The 19,941-nt window shown below is 39.8% G+C and carries 14 protein-coding genes; 11 read left to right on the top strand and 3 right to left on the bottom strand.

Features of this window, described 5'->3' with window-relative positions; translation table 11 throughout:
• The first annotated feature begins 30 nt into the window (after positions 1 to 30).
• The 4 genes from C6Y01_RS12175 to C6Y01_RS12160 all read left to right on the top strand — a co-directional run bounded on the left by C6Y01_RS12175 (position 31) and on the right by C6Y01_RS12160 (position 5,673).
• Entirely contained in the window at positions 31 to 1,002 is a 972-nt protein-coding gene (locus C6Y01_RS12175; RefSeq protein ID WP_170938414.1) for a carbohydrate ABC transporter permease, read from the top strand.
• Entirely contained in the window at positions 999 to 1,820 is an 822-nt protein-coding gene (locus C6Y01_RS12170; RefSeq protein WP_106038253.1) for a carbohydrate ABC transporter permease, read from the top strand. The genes C6Y01_RS12175 and C6Y01_RS12170 overlap by 4 nt, the downstream gene beginning before the upstream one ends.
• Positions 1,821 to 1,966: 146 nt before the next feature.
• Positions 1,967 to 2,917 carry a mannose-6-phosphate isomerase, class I gene (gene manA / locus C6Y01_RS12165; protein WP_034660184.1) on the top strand — a complete coding sequence of 317 codons (951 nt, stop codon included), beginning with the start codon at positions 1,967 to 1,969 and terminating at the stop codon, positions 2,915 to 2,917.
• A 125-nt stretch (positions 2,918 to 3,042) separates the two neighbouring features.
• Positions 3,043 to 5,673, top strand: coding sequence for a glucosaminidase domain-containing protein (locus C6Y01_RS12160; RefSeq protein WP_106038252.1), 2,631 nt, complete (start codon positions 3,043 to 3,045; stop codon positions 5,671 to 5,673).
• Positions 5,674 to 5,690: 17 nt separating this feature from the next.
• Here the strand turns inward: C6Y01_RS12160 and C6Y01_RS12155 are convergent, their stop codons facing one another.
• Both C6Y01_RS12155 and C6Y01_RS12150 read right to left on the bottom strand, forming a co-directional pair.
• Positions 5,691 to 6,878, bottom strand: coding sequence for a CDP-glycerol glycerophosphotransferase family protein (locus C6Y01_RS12155; protein WP_095285714.1), 1,188 nt, complete (start codon positions 6,876 to 6,878; stop codon positions 5,691 to 5,693).
• A gap of 11 nt (positions 6,879 to 6,889) precedes the next feature.
• Positions 6,890 to 7,660 carry a WecB/TagA/CpsF family glycosyltransferase gene (locus C6Y01_RS12150; RefSeq protein WP_106038251.1) on the bottom strand — a complete coding sequence of 257 codons (771 nt, stop codon included), beginning with the start codon at positions 7,658 to 7,660 and terminating at the stop codon, positions 6,890 to 6,892.
• 371 nt (positions 7,661 to 8,031) lie between these two features.
• Here C6Y01_RS12150 and tagD point away from each other — a divergent pair, with 371 nt between their 5' ends.
• The 6 genes from tagD to tagH all read left to right on the top strand — a co-directional run bounded on the left by tagD (position 8,032) and on the right by tagH (position 17,468).
• Positions 8,032 to 8,421, top strand: a complete 390-nt coding sequence (gene tagD / locus C6Y01_RS12145; protein ID WP_008343212.1) for a glycerol-3-phosphate cytidylyltransferase — start codon at positions 8,032 to 8,034, stop codon at positions 8,419 to 8,421.
• 97 nt (positions 8,422 to 8,518) lie between these two features.
• Positions 8,519 to 9,985 (top strand): alpha-glucosyltransferase N-terminal domain-containing protein, encoded by a 1,467-nt coding sequence (locus C6Y01_RS12140; protein WP_095285716.1) that lies wholly within the window; start codon positions 8,519 to 8,521, stop codon positions 9,983 to 9,985.
• Between the two features lie 48 nt (positions 9,986 to 10,033).
• A complete protein-coding gene (locus C6Y01_RS12135) occupies positions 10,034 to 12,295 on the top strand; it encodes a CDP-glycerol glycerophosphotransferase family protein (protein WP_106038250.1) in 2,262 nt (753 codons plus the stop codon).
• A 182-nt stretch (positions 12,296 to 12,477) separates the two neighbouring features.
• Positions 12,478 to 14,844, top strand: a complete 2,367-nt coding sequence (locus C6Y01_RS12130) for a CDP-glycerol glycerophosphotransferase family protein (RefSeq protein ID WP_106038249.1) — start codon at positions 12,478 to 12,480, stop codon at positions 14,842 to 14,844.
• Between the two features lie 172 nt (positions 14,845 to 15,016).
• Positions 15,017 to 15,844 carry an ABC transporter permease gene (locus C6Y01_RS12125; protein WP_060597419.1) on the top strand — a complete coding sequence of 276 codons (828 nt, stop codon included), beginning with the start codon at positions 15,017 to 15,019 and terminating at the stop codon, positions 15,842 to 15,844.
• A 19-nt stretch (positions 15,845 to 15,863) separates the two neighbouring features.
• Positions 15,864 to 17,468 carry a teichoic acids export ABC transporter ATP-binding subunit TagH gene (tagH, locus tag C6Y01_RS12120; protein WP_106038248.1) on the top strand — a complete coding sequence of 535 codons (1,605 nt, stop codon included), beginning with the start codon at positions 15,864 to 15,866 and terminating at the stop codon, positions 17,466 to 17,468.
• 26 nt (positions 17,469 to 17,494) lie between these two features.
• On the opposite strand, the gene galU is transcribed toward tagH, so the two are convergent.
• Complete coding sequence (galU, locus tag C6Y01_RS12115) at positions 17,495 to 18,376, bottom strand: UTP--glucose-1-phosphate uridylyltransferase GalU (RefSeq protein WP_034660174.1); 882 nt, start codon at positions 18,374 to 18,376, stop codon at positions 17,495 to 17,497.
• A gap of 269 nt (positions 18,377 to 18,645) precedes the next feature.
• On the opposite strand from galU, the gene wecB reads away from it, so the two are divergent.
• The gene (gene wecB / locus C6Y01_RS12110; protein ID WP_095285720.1) at positions 18,646 to 19,785 is read left to right on the top strand and encodes a non-hydrolyzing UDP-N-acetylglucosamine 2-epimerase; all 1,140 of its coding nucleotides are present in this window, start codon (positions 18,646 to 18,648) and stop codon (positions 19,783 to 19,785) included.
• The last annotated feature ends 156 nt before the right edge of the window (positions 19,786 to 19,941 follow it).

Here is a 19,941-nt window from a genome sequence, read left to right as displayed (position 1 = left end):
CGCCTCTTTTTTGAAAAGGAGTGTAGCTTCATGCGCATGGACACATCGCCGATCACAAAAGCAGCAACACCTAAAGTCAAACGTGTTCGGAAAAAATGGAATGGGGATCAGCTGCTTGCGCTGCTATTTTTAGCCCCGTCGGCTGTTTTATTATTCATCTTTGTTTACGGCTTTATTGGCTGGACAGGGTATGTGTCATTATCAAACTGGACCTCGCTTGTTCCGAATTTCTCTTTTGCAGGTCTTCAAAACTATATCATGCTGTTTCAAGATTTCCGCTTTCAGTCAGATCTTCGAAATACGGTCTTTTTTACTCTATTCTTTATTGGAGCCGTCATTGCCTCTGGACTTGCACTTGCGATTTTACTAGATCAGAAGATCAAGGGTGAATCTCTATTTCGGAATTTATTTTTCTTTCCGATGGCCCTTTCCTTCGTTGTGACAGGGGTCGTCTGGCAATGGGTTTTAAACCCGTCCACTGGGGTGAATCTGTTTTTAAAAACGCTTGGTATCCAGCCTAAGTGGTACACGGATACGAACATTTTAGCCGGATTTGTCTGGGGGAAAATTGAGTTTGGTGTCCCTGCCGCAATGATTGCAGTCGTGATTGCAGCTGTTTGGCAGATGACTGGCTTCTCTCTAGCGATGTATTTGGCGGGTTTGAGAGGAATTCCAGAGGAAGTAAGAGAGGCTGCTAGAATGGATGGCGCAACTGAATGGCAGATTTACCGGAAGATTATTTTTCCTCTATTAAAACCGATTACTGCAAGTGTCATTATCATCATGGCTCATATTTCGTTAAAGATTTTCGATTTGATTTACTCGATGACAGGACCGGGTGCAAACTTTGTCACAGATGTTCCTGGCGTTTACATGTTTGAAATGACCTTTAGAGGAAACCATTATGCAGGCGGTGCCGCCATTGCGATTGTTATGCTGATCTCTGTTGCGGTCTTTATCGTGCCGTATCTCCTGTCGAGCCGGAAGGGGGCGTCATCATGACAGCTAGATGGTTTGTCCGTCCAGTCCTTTATGCTTTATTGATTTTGTGCAGTCTTTTTTTTCTGATGCCAGTCTATGTCATGCTCGTCACAAGCTTGAAGCCATTAGGTGAAGTGACCCTTGAGAAAATGTGGGCGCTGCCATCAACACTCGATTTTTCAAGCTATCAAATCGCATTTGAAAAGCTAGCGCCCAATTTAATGAATTCACTTTATCTTGTCATTCCGGCTACCTTATTGTCAGCTGTACTAGGAGCGATGAATGGCTATGTCCTATCAAAATGGCGTTTCAAAGGGTCAGAAGTGGTCTTTACGCTGATGCTGTTTGGGATGTTTATTCCATATCAAAGTATCCTCATACCACTCATTCAATTTTTGCGTGAAATCGGATTGTATAATTCGATTCCAGGTCTGGTGCTTGTCCATGTCGTATATGGACTCCCGATCACAACGCTCATGTTCCGAAACTTCTATGTGGGCATCCCTGATGAAATGATTGAATCGGCAAAAATGGATGGCGCAGGGTTTATCGGGATTTTCAGACATATGATTCTTCCGCTTTCGATCACAGGGTTTGTTGTGGTCGCCATTTGGCAGTTCACAAATGTGTGGAATGAGTTCTTATTTGCAGTCACGATGACCACTGCGGAGCATCAGCCGGTGATGGTCGCCTTGCAAAATCTATCAGGCAGTCAAATTGTGCAATGGAACGTCCAAATGGCAGGGGCGATATTGGCCGCACTGCCGACACTTTTGGTCTATATTCTGCTCGGAAAATACTTTGTCAAAGGGCTTCTCGCAGGCTCTGTCAAAGGATGAAATATTTTTGTGTTATCGTTTTCATTTGGTGTACTGAAAGGATTGACTTCTCTTTAGATAGCGTCATAATAAAAGTTGAGACTTGCTAGTTTTCATCAAGCTTGGCAAGGATTATCAAAGGGTAGCAAAGGGAGGAGTCATCCTGAATGAAGCAGTCACCAATTTTTTTACTGCCTGAATTGAAGGAGAGAATATGGGGAGGTACAGCCTTAAGGGATCAATTTGGCTATGATATTCCTTCTGATCAAACGGGAGAATGCTGGGCAATTTCTGCTCATCCAAACGGACCAAGTGTCGTGCAAGACGGTCCATATAAAGGGAAAACGCTGATCGAACTATGGGACAATCACAGAGAATTGTTCGGGGGAATAGAAGGCGATCGATTCCCGCTGTTAACCAAAATTTTAGATGCAAACCAAGACTTGTCCGTTCAAGTTCATCCGGATGATGATTATGCGGAAAGACATGAAAATGGCGAGCTTGGAAAAACAGAGTGCTGGTATATCATTGACTGCAAAGAAGGAGCAGAAATGATCTATGGGCACAATGCAAGAACAAGAACTGAGCTTGTGACCATGATGAACAGCGGAGATTGGGAAGGTCTTTTGCGTCGTGTGAAGATTAAGCCTGGTGATTTTTATTATGTGCCAAGCGGAACCATTCATGCGCTCTGCGAAGGAACGCTTGTCCTTGAAACGCAGCAAAGCTCAGATACAACCTATCGGGTATATGATTATGAACGAAAAGATCAGGATGGCAATGAACGTGAACTTCATTTTGTGCAAGCCATTGATGTCACAACGGTTCCTCATGTAGACGGTTATACAGATGAATCAGTTGAAACACGCCGTGGGCTGACCATTCGAACTTTTGTTGAAGCAGAGTATTTCTCTGTGTATAAATGGGAAATTGATCAAACAGTAGAGCTTTCGCAAGATTATCCGTTTTTGCTGTGCAGTGTAATTCATGGAGAAGGGTCTTTAACGCATGATGGACATACATATCCACTGCCTAAAGGAACTCATTTTATCCTGCCGGCTGAAACAGGGAGCTTCTCAATTGAAGGAACTTGTGAACTGATTGTGTCGCATATATAAAGGAAAAGAGGACTTCGAAGGGGTCCTCTATTTTTCTATTGCATAAATGACTTGAAAGAGTACTTGTTTTTGTCGATAAAGAGATTAGTAGACTATTATGCAAAGTTAAGAGAGGGACAGGGAACGTGAAAAAAACCATCAAGATTATGTTACTCGCAGCTGCCTTTGGTATGACAGTACAGACGGGCAAAGAAGCGCAAGCAGCCTCCTATGTCGATCAATCCATTTATACGATGAACACCTCAAAGGTATTTACAGCAGAATCAGAAGTGAAAAAAGCAGTGGAAACATTGAAGAAGGACAAAAAGTGGACAGCCACTTATCAAACCTCAGGAAACACGTCGACCTATCAGCTCACTGCCTCAGGATATGAGTCGCAAACAGCAGCGAGTGCAAGTGCAGCTGCATTAAAAAAAGAGACGGGCATGAGCGGTACGGTGTCTCCAGTAGGTGACCGCCTTCCTTTACAAAAGGTCGTATCTGACCCAGTCAATGATGAAGCTCAGGCAAAAAAGCTCTCGCTCGAGCTAACGAAAACATCAGGGCTCAATAGCACCTATGAAGTTATCAATCAAAGCAGACCTTCTTATCAGGTCATATCAGGAACCATTGATTCTGAAACGAAAGTCAAAAATATTCAAACCGAATTACAAAAGCAGGCCGGTGTCACCAGTACATACCAAACTGAAAACAAAGCTGGCACTGTGTATCAGCTGATTTCAGGCGGTATCGTTGGACAAAGTAAAGCGAATACCATCCTGCAAGGCTTTCAAAAGGAGTCTGGTTTAAAAGCAGTGCTTCAAACGGTGACAGCAGGCAAGCCATATTACATCGTCACATCAGCTGCACAAGCCAGCCAGTCAAAAGCACAGACGCTCCTTACCCAGCTGCAAAGAGAAGCAAAGATCAGCGGGAAGATTCAAAAGACAGGCGCTTTAAAAAATGTTTATCGCTTGGAATCAGGCTATTTCAAAGACAACAAACAAGCATCCTCAGCTGCGGCTCAGATCAAGAAACAAACCGGCGCTGCAGGGACTGTGCAGCGAGTGGGAAAAACAAAAAATTATATCGTGAAACTCAATCAACTGAACGATACAGCATACGGAAAAACGGTAGCCTTTTTCAAGAAAAAGAAATGGCGCTACACATCCAAAAAGATCTCTTCTACACAGCCATATCAAGTAGTGACTGGAAACCTATTAGGAGATGATCAAGCGAAAAAAGCAGCGGCTTTCTTCCAAAAGAAAAAGGTATATACGACAACGAAAAAAACAGGTAAGGTATCTGACAGCACGTATCGACTTGTCGTCAATCAATCAGCAGACCAAGCGAAAATGAATAAAGGTGCCGCATATTTAAAAACGCAGAAGGTGACAAGCAGCATCACAACAGGTAAGGGACAAGCTGTCAGCAAAACGTATAGTCTCAAAACAACACCTGTATATGAGCAAAGTAAAGTCAAACAGGCTCAAGAGATTATCAAGAAAAATGGCGTTGCCAGCAGTACAAAAACGCTGACAGAAGCGGTTAAGCAATACCGGATCACGACAGAGCCGACGGTGAATCAGACAAAACTGAATCAAGCGCTAAGCTATTTAACGAAACAAAAAATGAAAGCAGCTGCACAAAAAACAGGTACAACTGATTATGGTCAATATCAGATTAAAACTGGTGTTATTTCCACAGCTGCATTGCGCGACCAAGGCCTGGCATTTTTCAAAAAACGGAATGAACCAGCTGCTTATAAAACAACAACGAAACCAACCTACAAAATCAACATTACGCAGCAATTCACAGGATTACCAACTGTAAATGCGGCGATTGCCTTTGTGAAAAGCCAATATGGCTGGACAGCCACAGCTGTAAAAATCAAAAATGGCCCAATGGTCATGCAAACGAACTACAACCTCACTGTCAATGAGATGGTGAACAAGCAAATGAAGGTGTCACCGCAGACAGACGGTGCAGCCTATGTCTATGCAGCATATGTAGACCCGGCGACGTCAACTGTGAATACAGACGGCTTAAATGTTCGTTCTACACCTGATTCGAGCTCTGCGAGCAACATCGTGGCGCAGTTGAACAAAGGAACAAAAGTAAGACAGCTTGGGAAAGAAGGAAACTGGATCAAGATCAGCTTGGGCTGGAGAAATGCAAGTTCAGCAGAGGTGCAAAAATACGTAGACCCAGCCAATATTGCTGAGGGCACTCAATCTTATTTTCAATTTCTGAAACTCTCTGAAGCTGCGAATCTCAATCCGGCAGAAGTCAATTCCAAGATTCTAGCAGGTAAAGGGATTCTTGCAGGTAAAGGACAAGCCTTTATTACGGCAGCGAAAACGTATCATATCAACGAAATTTATCTCATTTCTCATGCGTTGCTTGAAACGGGTAACGGAAGTTCGATTTTAGCGAATGGTACGATGTTTAATGGGAAGAAAGTATATAACATGTATGGCATTGGCGCATACGACAGCAATCCGAATTACCTCGGTGCAAAGTATGCGTATGAACAGCAATGGTTCACGCCAGAGGCAGCGATTATTGGCGGGGCAAAATTCATTGGCAACAGCTATATTAATCACGCCACATACAAGCAAGATACGATTTATAAAATGCGCTGGTCTAGTGCAGCGACTCATCAATATGCAACAGATATTGGCTGGGCTTATAAGCAAGTCACTCGTATGTATAGCTTGTATAACTTACTTGATAACTATACGCTGTATTACGACATCCCGGTTTATAACAAATAAAAAAACGTCCGTGCTTCCTAATGAGAAGCCGGACGTTTTTTGTGTAAGAGCTGCTGTTCAATAAATGATAGGAGCTGCTGACTAGACTCGCCCTTTGAATATTGGTTCCATTCCTCAGCGAAGGTTTTGATTCGTTCTCTGTGATCTGATTCGTTTAGATGAAGCAGCTCCTTCAAGAGCATGTCTTGAGTGACGCAAGCCTTTCCAGGAATGATGTCCTCATACCGATCGACTAAGCCGCGTTTCGCTCGATAAGTGTCTAAGTCATAAGTGAAGAACAAAACAGGCTTTTCAAGCAGCGCATATTCAAACACAATCGACGAATAATCTGTCATCAGTACATCGCAAGTACAAAGCAATGGATAGAGCGGCTGATCGGACACATCAAATATCCATTCACCGTCTGTTTCCGCCTTTGCTAAATGTTTGACCGAAGGATGAAGCTTGACGAGCAGAATATAGTCTCCATTTAGCTCTGTTTGCAATTGCTCTTTTGAAAAAGGCAGGACAAGATCGTCCATTGCAAAGTCTCGATAGGTCGGTGCATAAAGCAGGAGCTTTTTCCCTTTAGGAAAATCATTCGGCCTCAAGGAAGGCAGGCACTGATCATAGTACACATCCGTCATCGGTACACCTGTTGGTAAAAAACGTTCATCATTGACCCCAAACGAAGACTTAAAAATCTCGCGCATGTGATCTGAGCCTGTAACGATATAATCGAAAGACGCATAGACTCGTTTGAAGCGTTTGATATCACGGGGACTTCGTTCCGAATTTGATGCATCTTCAAGACCGAATTTTTTCAACGCCCCATTGGCATGCCATACTTGAATACATGTGGTAGAAGGGCGTTTTCTGAGTACACTTGTCATGAGAAAGTAATTATCTGTCACGACAACCTTGCTTTTAAACATCGTATAAATACATTGAATGAGATGGAGAGGATTTTTTTCATGAAAATAGCGAAATGACAGATGAGACCCGTCCTTTTCTATCGCAGAAGCATGCTTCGTATAGAGGACAGTAAGCTTCATCGTCATGTTCGCCTGTTGTTGATAAGTATCAATGAGAGCAGCTGCATTCTCTTGAAATGAAACAAGCAGCGTCACCTGGTTTTCACGCGGTTTCACGCCGCTCATCAGCCATCCAATTAAAGAAACGAAAGCTGCATAGCATGAAATGATCATTGAGCGTATATTCATCATTGGTCAGTCTCTCACAGCTGCTTCGTCTGATCCTTTACTTGCTCAGGATAGTAACGTTTTTTCCCTTTGTTTTCTTTCAATACGGCAAAAGCGTATTTAGGAATGTTCAGCATTCGTTTCCATCTCCACGGATTCACAATCAGTCTGTACAGCCATTCTGTATTTGTCTTAATCATCCATCGTGGTGCACGCTTCACCGTTCCGCTAAATACATCAAAGCTTCCGCCTAAACCGATGCAAACAGCCTGCGGGAATAAATGACGGTATTCATAAATAAAGTTCTCCTGATTTGGATAACCTAAAGCAACGAACACCATATCTGCTTTCGAGCGGGCGATTTGCTTCGCTACGAAACGTTTATCGGCTTGATAGCCGTCACAGCTGCCCGCGATGACCACATTTGGATATTCCGTATCAATTCGCTGTTTAACAGCCTCAAGCACTTCTTTTTTCGCCCCATATAAAAAGATACTTTTAGACTGCTTGTTTGCTAGATCAAGCATAGACATGAAGACATCAAAGCCAGCAATTCTTGACTTCAGCGGACTTTGTGTCAAACGTGACATCAAGACGACGCCTACACCATCCGGCAGAACATAATCCGCAGCAGAGACGACTTGATGGTACGCATGATCCTTCATAACAGCATAGCCAATCTCTGGATTGACAGTCGCAATCATGGCGCCTCTTCTTTGAGAAATATGATGGTGATTCATATAGCTGATAAATTCATCTAGGTCGCCGTTTACATAAGAAAGGTTAGAGACCACTTCTGTTTGCATTGTTTAGACCTCCTTTTTCATCTTGTTATCTATGAACGTTCATTGTAAATTCATTCTTCGTCTACTCATCATTTTATCACAGATGCTCCATGAAATATTAACAATAACTTTACAAACCTTTAAATTTCATGACATTTTCATCAATTCATAAGGAGGATGCTGCGAGAAACATTGATTCTTCGGACTTTCCCTTCTCCGCCCAATAAATTGGAAATAGTTTGTCTTTACATCTGCTTAACGTTTGATGGGCGCTGTGATATAATGAGGTTCCGAAGAGCGAAAAAATACGAACGATGATAATAGGATTACGGATAAACATTACTGCATGAAAGCAGTTGAATAAGGAATGAAGAAAGGAGTTCATGTTTGCAATGAAGAAAGTTATTACTTACGGTACATTTGATTTATTACACTGGGGGCACATTAAGCTGCTCGAACGTGCAAAGCAGCTTGGAGATTACTTAGTGGTGGCCATTTCGACAGATGAGTTTAACTTACAAAAATCAAAAAAGGCTTATCATAGCTACGAGCATCGAAAGCTGATTCTTGAAACGATTCGTTATGTAGACGAAGTCATTCCAGAAAACAGCTGGGATCAAAAAGTCCGTGACGTGCAGGAGCACGATATTGATGTGTTTGTCATGGGAGATGACTGGGAAGGTAAATTCGATTTCTTAAAAGAGCATTGCGAAGTCGTGTACTTGAAGAGAACAGAAGGCATCTCGACAACACAAATTAAGGAAGAAATTGCTGGACTTTAATAGATCGAAAAAAAGTACTTCTTATCTTTTGGTGAGAAGTACTTTTTCATGTAAAATACAATGAGCAAGTTATCATTATTTTTAAGGAGAGCTTCCTTTGTTTCAAAATTGGATGAAGAAAAAAGTTGAACACACATTGGATCAACCTCAACAACATGAAACAATGACATCAGTTGACATGCCTGATATGGACTACTACTTTATCATGGGTGATGTACCAAAACAGGATGAGAGCTCAACGAAGTCTTTAAAAGCGAGATTAAAGCCATTGGCTGACAAACATAAACGTAATGCCATTTTAACTTTGAATTATGATGCAAATGTGAAAGAACATATTCATAGCATGGAGGAGACCTTTCTTCGCCAAGTTGACATCTTGAATGTATTTGAACACTATATTCTACCAGAAAGCGGAAGTAAAAGACGTTACTCGGAATTTATCATCGGTACATCATTTCATTCGATCAATGAAGCAGTGATGCCAGTAGATGAATCAATGATACAGGTGACGAGATATGAACTGCCTTCTTCCCCTATTTGTTATATTGATCAATATAATGAAGAGCAGCAATTAGTGAAGAGGGAAGAATACAATTGGCAGGGCGTTTTGTGCAGAGTACAAAGCTTTGTTCCTCATACAGGTGCTCTATACTTGGAGGAACTAATCAATGACGATGGCGGCATTTATATGGAGATCATCTACTCAGGAGATGCAAAAAAGAATCCAGTTCGGCATATTAATTGGTATAAAAAAACAGGAATTCAAACTTTTACAAAGAAAACGGATATAAAGCAACTATGGTTATCCAGTATTCAAACACAAAATGACCGTTTGAAACTAATGATCACAGAAGACCGGGATCAGGACCGCCACCTGTTTAAAATCGATCAGCCTGAAACAACGTATTACGCTGCATTTGTACATGACGCACATTATGAAGAAGATCCGCATCAACTCTATTCTCATTACGGAGAATTATTTAAACGAATAAGAAAACAGCAAGTGGATGCCGTCTTCTTTGGAGATACTAAGCATAAGGTAGATGTTGAGAAGGTATTGGGAGAACAAACCTATTTTTATCTTGTGCCTTCTGATGAAATGTCTCTTTGGAATACAGCACTTCATCATATGCTCGAAAATCGTGAGCGAAAAGATGAACTGAGAAGGATCGTGGACCGTACGAAATGGGTTTTGCGTGATCTAAGCTCTGAACATCATGTTCTTCATCTTCAGCTTGAGTTGAAGGACGAAATGAGCCATGCGGATCATGTGCAAATCGATTTCGCAGGATATGATCGAGGCAATGGAGCTGAAATCATATCTCAAACAATCGATGAAAACCATCAAGTCAGCTTTCCAATTGGTCATTTTCAAACAAAGAAAAACATTGAAACCAACCAAACAAAATACGTTGATTTTTACATTCGTTTTAAAACAGAAGAACTTCAGGAAGTTTTGCAGCGTCTAGAAGTAGAGGGAGAGCTGCTCACCAATAAACCATCGTCAATCGATGGGTGGTCGTATCAAACGAAACAAGGAAACTATTCTTGGAAAGTGAAATAACGTGACAACACAACGGTAAGATTTCTGAACAGAGGAGATTAACGATTAATGATTGAAGAGGGAATTCATAAGAAGAGTGTCGTTGAAGGGTTAAAAAATCATCATGAGAAACTAGAAATGCTTATTCGCATCGACGATGACATGCCATTAAAAGATAGAGAATTTTATTTGTTTATGAGGGAAAGGGTATCAAAACAAGAGCTTTTCCTTCCGCTTGTTCATCAAGAAGAGAATCTATTCAAGTTCGTATTGAGTGAATCATCGCTGCCGCTTGCATTAGAGCAGGGCCAGACATATAACCTGTATGTCACAGACTATCTCAGCGCAAACAAAGAAGAGGATGAAGACGATCTTGAGGACTCAGCCTATGATTCTGATACAGAAGAAGAGGAAGACGAATTAAAAGAAACGGATAACGCCGAAGTAGAAGAGAAGACGCCATACTATAAACGCCGTTTAAAAATGGAAATAGACAAGCCAGAGCTGACTTTTTTAGAAAATAAAGATGCGATGCTGTATGTCATCCCGTATCGTACGGATAAAGGGAATGCATCGTTTAAAATCAAGCGTGAGCTAAAGGTTGTGAAGTTCAATCATATCGAGCTCAACAAAGAATGTACGTTATCTTTAACTGGGTATACAGGCGTTCTCAGTGCAGAGCATCCTTATGAGATCAAAGAAGTAAAGCTTCTATTGAAGAGAAATGGTGAAGAACCAATTGAGCATCGCTTTCCGGTAAATATGACCCCAATAAAAGATGAAGTGGTCAAATACCGTGATGATCAACAAGTACCACAGCTTTATCAATTTCTAGCAGAAGTTCCTTTAAAGGAATTGACCTATTCGTTAAACAACCGCCTTGTATATCGCTTCTATCTTGAATTTATTTGTGATGTAGATGGAGTAGAGGAGACGTTAACGACCGCTTCTTTAGTGCTTGGAGATCGCTCGAACAAACTCAAAGGACTTGTTCAAATTCATAAACGAAACGATGTACCGATTCGATATGAGGTGTATCGAAAGAAAAAAAGACAAACGCTTGGCATTCGAATTAATGATTATACAATGAAAACACGAGCGAAGTACTACGTCAAAAGCAAGTGGAAGAAGTTCAAAAAGAAAATCGGCAAAATAAAAAAAGTCCGTAACCGCCTTGTAACAAGGACCTTCCAAACGACCTTTCAGCTGGCAAGTAAGCTGTCTGTGAAAAAGAAAACGGTTGTTTTTGAAAGCTTTAATGGAAAACAATTCAGCTGTAATCCGCGTGGGATCTATGAGTATATGAAAGAAAATCATCCTGAATATACGTTGATCTGGAGTGTGAAAAAAGGGCATGAAGCACCGTTCAAGGAAAAGGACATCTACTATATCAACCGTCTATCATTGAAATGGATTTTTGCGATGGCAAGAGCCGAGTATTGGGTCGTCAACAGCCGTTTGCCGCTATGGATTCCAAAACCAGAGCATACAACATACTTGCAGACATGGCACGGTACGCCGTTAAAACGACTTGCGATGGATATGGACGAGGTGCATATGCCTGGAACAAACACGAAGAAATACAAAAAGAATTTCACGAAAGAAGCATCGAATTGGGACTATCTCATTTCTCCAAATGCTTACTCGACTGAAATCTTTACACGTGCATTCCAATTTCAAAAGACCATGATTGAGTCAGGATATCCGAGAAATGACTTCCTTCATAATCAAAACAATGAAGAAACGATGAGAGTACTCAAACAAAAAATGAACTTGCCGCTTGATAAAAAATTGATCTTATACGCACCGACATGGAGAGACGATCAATTTTATAAAAAAGGGCAGTACAAATTTGATTTAGACCTTGATCTGCATGAGCTAAGAGCCGCTATCGGAGACGAATATATCATCATTTTGCGTATGCACTATCTAGTCGCTGAAAACTTTGATTTAGGACCATATGAAGGCTTTGCCTATGACTTCTCTCATTACGAAGACATTAGAGACCTGTATATGATATCTGATCTGCTCATCACTGACTACTCATCTGTGTTCTTTGATTATGCAAACCTTAAACGTCCGATGCTGTTCTATGTGCCAGACATCGAAACATATCGTGACAAGCTGAGAGGCTTCTACTTCGACTTTGAACAAGAAGCACCTGGACCTCTTGTGAAAGAAACAGCCAGCGTCATTGACTGGGTAAGAGAAACAGAACAGCCAACCTTTACACTACCGGCTTCATTCGCACCGTTTTATGAAAAATTCTGCTATCTAGAGAGCGGGGAGTCTTCGAAGCGTGTGGCGGAAGTAGTGTTTTCTGAAAAATAGTTTAAAAAGTACCGTTCTTCGCCTTTTGAACGGTACTTTTTTGTGTTTTTCATACCATTGTACACATATTTAAAAGTTATGGTAAAAATAAAAAAACATAGAAATTTAACATTAAACATGCTAAATTTAGATAAGATTATCCGGTAATGTAAATTTGCTGAAAATAATATAGAGGTGCTTCAATGTACAAACTTTATCATAATTTTTTAGAAATTCTTAATTTAGATGAACACAAGTTAGTTTTATATATTGATAACATAGAGAAATTGTGCACTTATGAATTTAAAGAGCTAAATGTAAATGAATCAAAGTGGATTTGCGAAATTAATGTAAAGGATCAGATGATTTTTGAATCCACAATAGACAATTCTAATGAAATGATCTATCTCTATGCTAAGGATCATAACTTATATATTGTCAAAGAAAGCTCAGACATGATCCAGCCAGATCAAGTACTTCCCATTGAAATTAATAATCAATTTGATGATATCTATGTCAAGAAATTAGGGTTAGATCGCTATGGCTTATACAGCGGCGAAGAGGAACTGTTATTATTTTCAGGGCTGCTGAATGTAGATGAGATCAATCGGAATTATAAAATAGATTTGCCCATTAAAAAGGTAGGTAGACGATTTGTGGATATCTCCTTTATTAAATACAGTGCTTTCCACTTTGTTATTACCTATGATTGTCAGAATAAGGAACTAAATGTAAGGAAAATTTTGTTTGATGTGATGCAGGAACATAAAGATATTGAAGTGACTGTGAATAATCGTAATCAAATCAAAATTTTAAATAAAGTGACGGATCAAAAGAAAATCGTCAACTTTAGACTCGTTCCTAGATATCAGCCGCTTAAAGTTTTTGGTAAAGATACCTTGGAGCAGTTCAAAGATGACAATATTCTCAATATCTTGGTGATTAATAAACAAAGATATTACATCTATGTCAGAACGAATGGCGTTTACTTAGTAAGAGGAAACCCATATCTCGTTACAAAACATACGTCGAGATTACGCATCTTTAGTTTGTTTAATAGTTTTTATGTTTATGGAAGATTGACGCATTATGCGTATAATTCAGATCAAAAATATGAATATCTTTACATTAGAAATTCTGAGCACCAGCTGGCGAAATTTATAAGACCATTTAGGAAGATTAAATTCTTGAAAAGATACGGTTTCTTTAAAATTTCGTTAAATGATCTTGATTTAGACAGCAGAATCCACAATAACTTGTTCGTAGGAAATGATCACCGAATTATCCATAGTTTAAGGTTGAAAAAAAAGGATAAAAAGGTCAAAACATATATCACGAAAAAGAATGGGGACAAGCTTCAAGTACTAAGAACAAATCTATTTGGGAATGTGACATCGACCATTATTCCTTATTCACAGGAATATTCTTTATTTAGTAAAGTGAAAATAAAAATAGCGAGTATCCTATCATCATTCTATAAAGACAAAAATTATGGTGTGAATTTGTTTTTTGAGAAAAAGAGTGATAAAGCAGATGAATCAGCTATTAGAGTGTATAACTACGTACAAGACAATTGTCAAACAGGCTCAAAAAATTACTTTATTCTTAATAAGAAATCAAGCGCATATCCAGCATTGAAAGCGAAATATGGAAAGGGGATCATACCGAAATATAGTCTCAGACATTATTTAAGTATCTTTAATGCCAGTTATTTTATATCAAGTGAATTATCTAACCATGTTCTGAATGATAGATTATATATTGATCATCTCAGAGAGAGAATCATGAGTGTTCCACTCGTCTTTTTACAGCATGGAATTATGTTTGCTAAACCGGTTGATAATCCAATGGCCTTTGGATTCCATAAAGACAAGAACCAATATAATATTTATAAATCAGTCATCAGCTCTGAACTAGAGGCTGGTGAATTCTACAAAATGAAATATGATCGTGAGGATTTGATTTTGACAGGACTAGCAACCTTTGATCATGCCAAATTAGTAGACGGTGCAGATAAGATCGCCTTTATGCCAACTTACCGATATTGGGAAGAGGGTCTTATTTATACGAATAGAATTGAAGAAACATCTTACTATAAAGTTCTGATCAAAATCATCAAAAGCTTTGAAGAAGCAGGTCTTCTTGATCGTCTGTTAATTGTACCGCATAACAAATTTTCGCAGTACGTTTATCAAAACCTGCCTCAGTATAAACATCTTATTTCTGATAACCCATCGGAAGCGCTAAAAGTGTCAAAAGTGTTTATCACTGATTATTCTTCTGCTATTTATGATGCACAATATAGAGGTGCCTATCCTATTTTTTATTGGGAAGAAAAAGATTACTTGATTAGACAGTATAAGGCGATTCCTCCTGTAAACGATGAAAATGCACCAGGACCGATAGCATATAATACACAAGAGCTGATTCGGATTGTTAAACATGCGATCGATCGTCAGTATGTTGTGGAAGATGAATATAAAGAAAAATATCTGAAAATCAACAGCTTTAACGATAATCAGAATACGAAAAGAATTACGGATTTCTTAAAAGAACATCAAATTATCTAATATGTTAGGACCCCCTGAATCAACGATTGAAAGGATTCAGGGGTTTTTTGTCTTCTAGTTTGACGTGCATGACTTTTGTTATAAGGTGAAATGTGCATCGTTATCTGTTACAATTATGAGCGGTGCTTTTTAAAAAAGTAATCCCAAAAACTTATATCTAAGGAAGATTAGAATGAACGCAATGTTGACGATATTAAAGGAGCAAATTAGCTCATTTCCGCTGATTATGCGACTTGCTGTTTATGAAACAAAATCAAAATATCAGATGAATTATTTAGGTGTTTTATGGCAGTTTTTAAATCCATTGATTCAAATGCTGGCTTACTGGTTTGTTTTTGGTCTGGGAATTCGCGGAGGACAGCCAATTGTCATTGGAGGGATGGAAGTTCCATTTATCATCTGGATGCTTGCCGGATTAATCCCTTGGTTCTTCATTAGTCCGACGATACTTGATGGATCAAACAGTGTGTTTAAACGCATTAATATGGTATCGAAAATGAACTTTCCGATTAGTGCGCTGCCGTCTGTAGTGATAATGTCCAACTTGTTCAGCTACTTTGTCATGATGGGTGTCTATCTGATTGTGCTCATTTCCTATGGCATATATCCTGATGCGCACTGGCTGCAATATATATACTATCTTATTTGTATGATCGCGTTTATGTTTTCGTTTAGTTTGTTTAATTCCACGATTAGCGTACTCGTGAGAGACTATCAATTTCTTTTACAATCAGTGACACGTTTACTTTTCTTTTTGCTGCCGATTTTTTGGAATATCTCAGAGAAGCTCACTGGAGACAAAGCTTGGATCGGGGATATATTAAGATTGAATCCTCTTTTCTACATTATTGATGGTTTTAGAAATAGCTTGTTAAAGGGAGAATGGTTCTTCCATGATGTGAAATATACGCTTTATTTTTGGCTGATCACGCTTCTTCTTTTAACAGTCGGTTCATTGCTTCATATGAAATTTAGGGATAAATTTGTCGATTTTCTTTAAAAAGTAAGGAGATTATACGATGAAACTAAAAGTTTCGTTTCGAAACGTATCCAAGCAATACGTCCTATATAAAAAACAGTCAGATAAGATTAAAGGGCTGTTTTTTCCTAATAAAAATGAAAAAGGTTTCTTTGCTGTTCGTGATGTGTCCTTTGATGTATATGAAGGCGAGACGATTGGTTTTGTAGGGATCAACGGATCTGGAAAATCAACGATGTCAAACCTTCTAGCGAAAATCATTCCACCGACAAGTGGTGAAATTGATATGGACGGACAGCCTTCGTTAATTGCCATTGCGGCAGGGCTGAACAACCAATTAAGCGGGAAGGACAACATTCGCCTCAAGTGCTTAATGATGGGGCTGACGAATAAAGAGATAGACGAGCTTTATGAAAAAATCGTAGAGTTTGCGGATATTGGTGACTTTATTGATCAGCCTGTAAAGAGCTACTCAAGCGGAATGAAATCACGCCTTGGCTTCGCCATTTCAGCGCATATCGATCCAGATATCTTGATTATTGATGAAGCATTGTCTGTTGGTGACCAAACCTTCTATCAAAAATGCGTGGATCGAATCACAGAATTCAAAGAACAAGGGAAGACGATCTTTTTTGTCAGCCATTCCATTAGCCAAATTCAAAAAATCTGTGACCGGGTGGCTTGGATGCATTATGGTGAGCTTCGTATGTTTGATGATACGAAGAAGGTCGTGAAAGAGTATAAGGAGTTTGTTGAATGGTTTAACAAGCTTTCTAAAAAAGAAAAAAAAGAATATCAATTGAAACACAAAGAAGGGCGTAAAGGCGTACAAAAAAAGACAGAAAAGATGTCTCGATATGATGAGAACGGAAAACGACGTTCATTTTTTGGACCAGCCTTTCAAGTGACGATAATAGCTGTTTTAACTATTTTACTTGCCTTATCGATGTTTTCGGATCGCCCGCTTCGTACACTGGCGACGTTTGGCGCCATCCCATCAGATAAGACAGAATCGCTTCAGTCAAAGAACCCGCTATCGAAAGGGGCGCCTGATATGAAAAAGGTGGATCGACAGGCAATTGTCACGGCAGATCCACTCACGGTGTACAAAGATCAAGCCATGAAAAAGAAGGCAGATGTCACTTTGCCATTTGGACAAGAGGTACAAGCTGTCGCTGAAAATAAACAAACCGTTCAAATCAAAACAGCATCAGAGACGTATTTTGTCAAAGCTGATGGGCTTCAACATGCAGAAGAATTAAAGTCATTATCCATTGGACCAGGTCAGTTCAATTCCTATGTATCGCCCGCATCTGCAGGCTCGTATGAGTATTTACTTTCTTTCCTTGGAAAAGAAGAATCTGTGCTTAAGCAAAGAATGCAAACGCTGAGCTCGATCAAAAGTAATCAAGGCGGAATGATTGAACGATTGACCACAGAGAAAGCCGACTATGTCATTCAAAATGGTCAAGCGAATACGATGGTATTCCGTGAGATCATGTCAATCTCTCCTTCAACACTTGGGCTGACAGAACAGAACGTTTGGATGAATGAGAAACAAACGAAATTCGCAGTGAAGGGCGAAAACAACTTGTTTGTCATTGATAATGAACAGCATACACTGACGATTTCAGTGATCAAATAAAAAGCTGCCGATCCCGGCAGCTTTTTTTAATTCACTTCTTCTTTTTCGAGAAGCTGTTTCATAAATGGAATGAGTTTCTTTTTCAGATCCTCATCTTGAAGGGCGAACTCTAGAGTCGTCTCGATGAAGCCTTGCTTTTCACCGACATCGTATCGTTTTCCTTCGAAATCATAGGCGAATACGCGCTGAATGTCATTCAGCTTTTGGATGGCATCTGTCAGTTGAATTTCTCCGCCTGCACCAATTTCTTGCTGATCAAGGTACATAAAGATCTCTGGTGTGAAAATGTATCGCCCTAAGATGGCGAGATTGGATGGTGCTGTTCCTTGCGGCGGCTTTTCAACAAAGTTTTTCACTTGGTAGCGGCGTCCTTCTTGTGTCAGAGGGTCGATGATTCCGTAGCGATGCGTATCGCTGTCTGCCACCTGCTGAACACCGATCACAGAGGAAAGCGTTTTTTCGTATTCATCCATCAGCTGGCGAAGTCCAGGTGTTTCGGCTTGAACAATGTCATCACCTAATAAAACGGCGAAAGGTTCATCACCGATAAAGTTGCGTGCGCACCAAACGGCGTGTCCAAGTCCTTTAGGTTCCTTTTGACGTATGTAATGAATGTCAGCAATGTTAGAGGATTTTCTCACCTTTTCTAAAAGCTCGCTCTTCCCTTTTTCCTCCAGGTTGCGCTCTAGCTCTGGTGCAAAATCAAAATGATCCTCAATGGCTCTTTTCCCTTTTCCAGTGACGATAATAATGTCTTCAATTCCTGATTCAACAGCTTCTTCAATAATATATTGAATGGTTGGTTTATCAACGATTGGCAGCATTTCTTTAGGCATAGCTTTTGTTGCAGGGAGGAAACGTGTCCCAAGACCTGCTGCTGGTATAATGGCTTTACGTACTTTTTTCAATGAACTTTGCACCTTCCTTACATAGATAACCGATTTAATCATTCAATGTTTGTTCTTGGTCGTCTGTTTAAAGTGTAACTTACAAATCATAGGAAAGACAAATGATTTCACTAAAATGAATTTTAGATAATTCATATTTTATATGTTAAATGTAAAGGAAAGAGAAATTTAACGTTAATTCAATGTAAATTTCTTTTTTTATATCATTAAATTTATCCTCCAAATTGTGTATAATTGAAAGTACTATACTAGGAAAGAGGATTAAACAAGTGAAAAAACTAAATGTAATGACTATTTTCGGTACTAGACCTGAAGCGATCAAAATGGCACCACTTGTCCTTGAATTAAATAAACATCCACAGATAAATTCAATTGTCACTGTAACAGCCCAGCATAGAGAAATGCTTGATCAAGTTCTTGAGGCTTTTTCGATTACGCCAGATCATGATTTAAACATCATGAAGCAGCGCCAGACATTATCTGAAATTACATCAAATGCACTGTTAAAGCTAGATCAATTATTCCTAGAAGAAAAACCTGATATTGTCCTTGTCCATGGTGACACAACAACAACCTTTGCAGGAAGCTTGGCTGCATTTTATCACCAAATTTCAGTCGGTCACGTCGAAGCTGGATTGAGAACACACAATAAGTACTCGCCGTTCCCAGAGGAATTGAACCGTCAAATGACAGGCACTATTGCCGATATTCATTTTGCACCTACAGACGAAGCGAAGCAGAATCTTTTAATTGAAAATAAAAAAGAAGAGACCATTTGTGTGACAGGGAATACAGCGATTGACGCCCTGCAAACAACGGTTACTGAGCAGTATCAGCACCCTATTTTAGAGAAAATAGGCACGGATAAAATGATCTTGTTAACGGCCCATCGCAGAGAGAATCTCGGACAGCCGATGAAAAACATGTTTAGAGCCATTAGACGTGTTGTAGAAGAGTTTGAAGATGTTCAGGTCGTTTATCCTGTTCACTTAAACCCTGCTGTACGTGATGCAGCTCAGACAGAATTTAGCGGTCTCGATCGGGTACACTTAATTGAACCGCTTGAAGTCGTTGATTTCCATAACTTTGCTGCCGCTTCGCACTTTATCTTAACGGATTCTGGCGGTGTACAAGAGGAGGCGCCTTCTCTAGGGAAGCCAGTATTAGTGCTGCGTGATACAACAGAACGTCCAGAAGGCGTGAAAGCCGGCACGCTTAAGCTTGCAGGTACAGATGAAGAGACCATTTACAAAATGGCAAAAGAGCTGCTAGTAGATCAGAAAGAGTATGACAATATGTCGAAGGCGTCTAACCCTTATGGTGACGGACAAGCCTCGAGACGAATTGTCGAAGAGCTCCTCCATCGATTTGGATTAAGTGAAGAAAAACCTGCCCCATTCAAATCATAAAAAAAGAAGACTACAGTCATGTAGTCTTCTCAGGCTGTCGAGAAAATCTCGACAGCTTTATTTTTTCCTTAAACTTTCCATCTCCTCATTTTATAATAGAGAAAAACCCACTTAAGGAAGGTGTTTTTCTCATGTTCCACACTAGAAATTCTTCTC

It is taken from the genome of Bacillus sp. NMCC46 (assembly GCF_002998465.1).
Classification (GTDB): Bacteria; Bacillota; Bacilli; order Bacillales; family Bacillaceae; genus Bacillus.
Note: the sequence above shows the minus strand (reverse complement) of the source record. Positions and strands in the feature narration are given on the sequence as shown.

Bases quoted from the DNA above. Each gene is read 5' to 3' on its own strand.
- C6Y01_RS12175 (WP_170938414.1), top strand. From the start codon at position 31: ATGCGCATGGACACATCGCCGATCACAAAAGCAGCAACACCTAAAGTC.
- C6Y01_RS12170 (WP_106038253.1), top strand. From the start codon at position 999: ATGACAGCTAGATGGTTTGTCCGTCCAGTCCTTTATGCTTTATTGATT.
- manA (WP_034660184.1), top strand. From the start codon at position 1,967: ATGAAGCAGTCACCAATTTTTTTACTGCCTGAATTGAAGGAGAGAATA.
- C6Y01_RS12155 (WP_095285714.1), bottom strand. From the start codon at position 6,878: ATGATGAATATACGCTCAATGATCATTTCATGCTATGCAGCTTTCGTT.
- C6Y01_RS12150 (WP_106038251.1), bottom strand. From the start codon at position 7,660: ATGCAAACAGAAGTGGTCTCTAACCTTTCTTATGTAAACGGCGACCTA.
- tagD (WP_008343212.1), top strand. From the start codon at position 8,032: ATGAAGAAAGTTATTACTTACGGTACATTTGATTTATTACACTGGGGG.
- C6Y01_RS12135 (WP_106038250.1), top strand. From the start codon at position 10,034: ATGATTGAAGAGGGAATTCATAAGAAGAGTGTCGTTGAAGGGTTAAAA.
- C6Y01_RS12130 (WP_106038249.1), top strand. From the start codon at position 12,478: ATGTACAAACTTTATCATAATTTTTTAGAAATTCTTAATTTAGATGAA.
- C6Y01_RS12125 (WP_060597419.1), top strand. From the start codon at position 15,017: ATGAACGCAATGTTGACGATATTAAAGGAGCAAATTAGCTCATTTCCG.
- tagH (WP_106038248.1), top strand. From the start codon at position 15,864: ATGAAACTAAAAGTTTCGTTTCGAAACGTATCCAAGCAATACGTCCTA.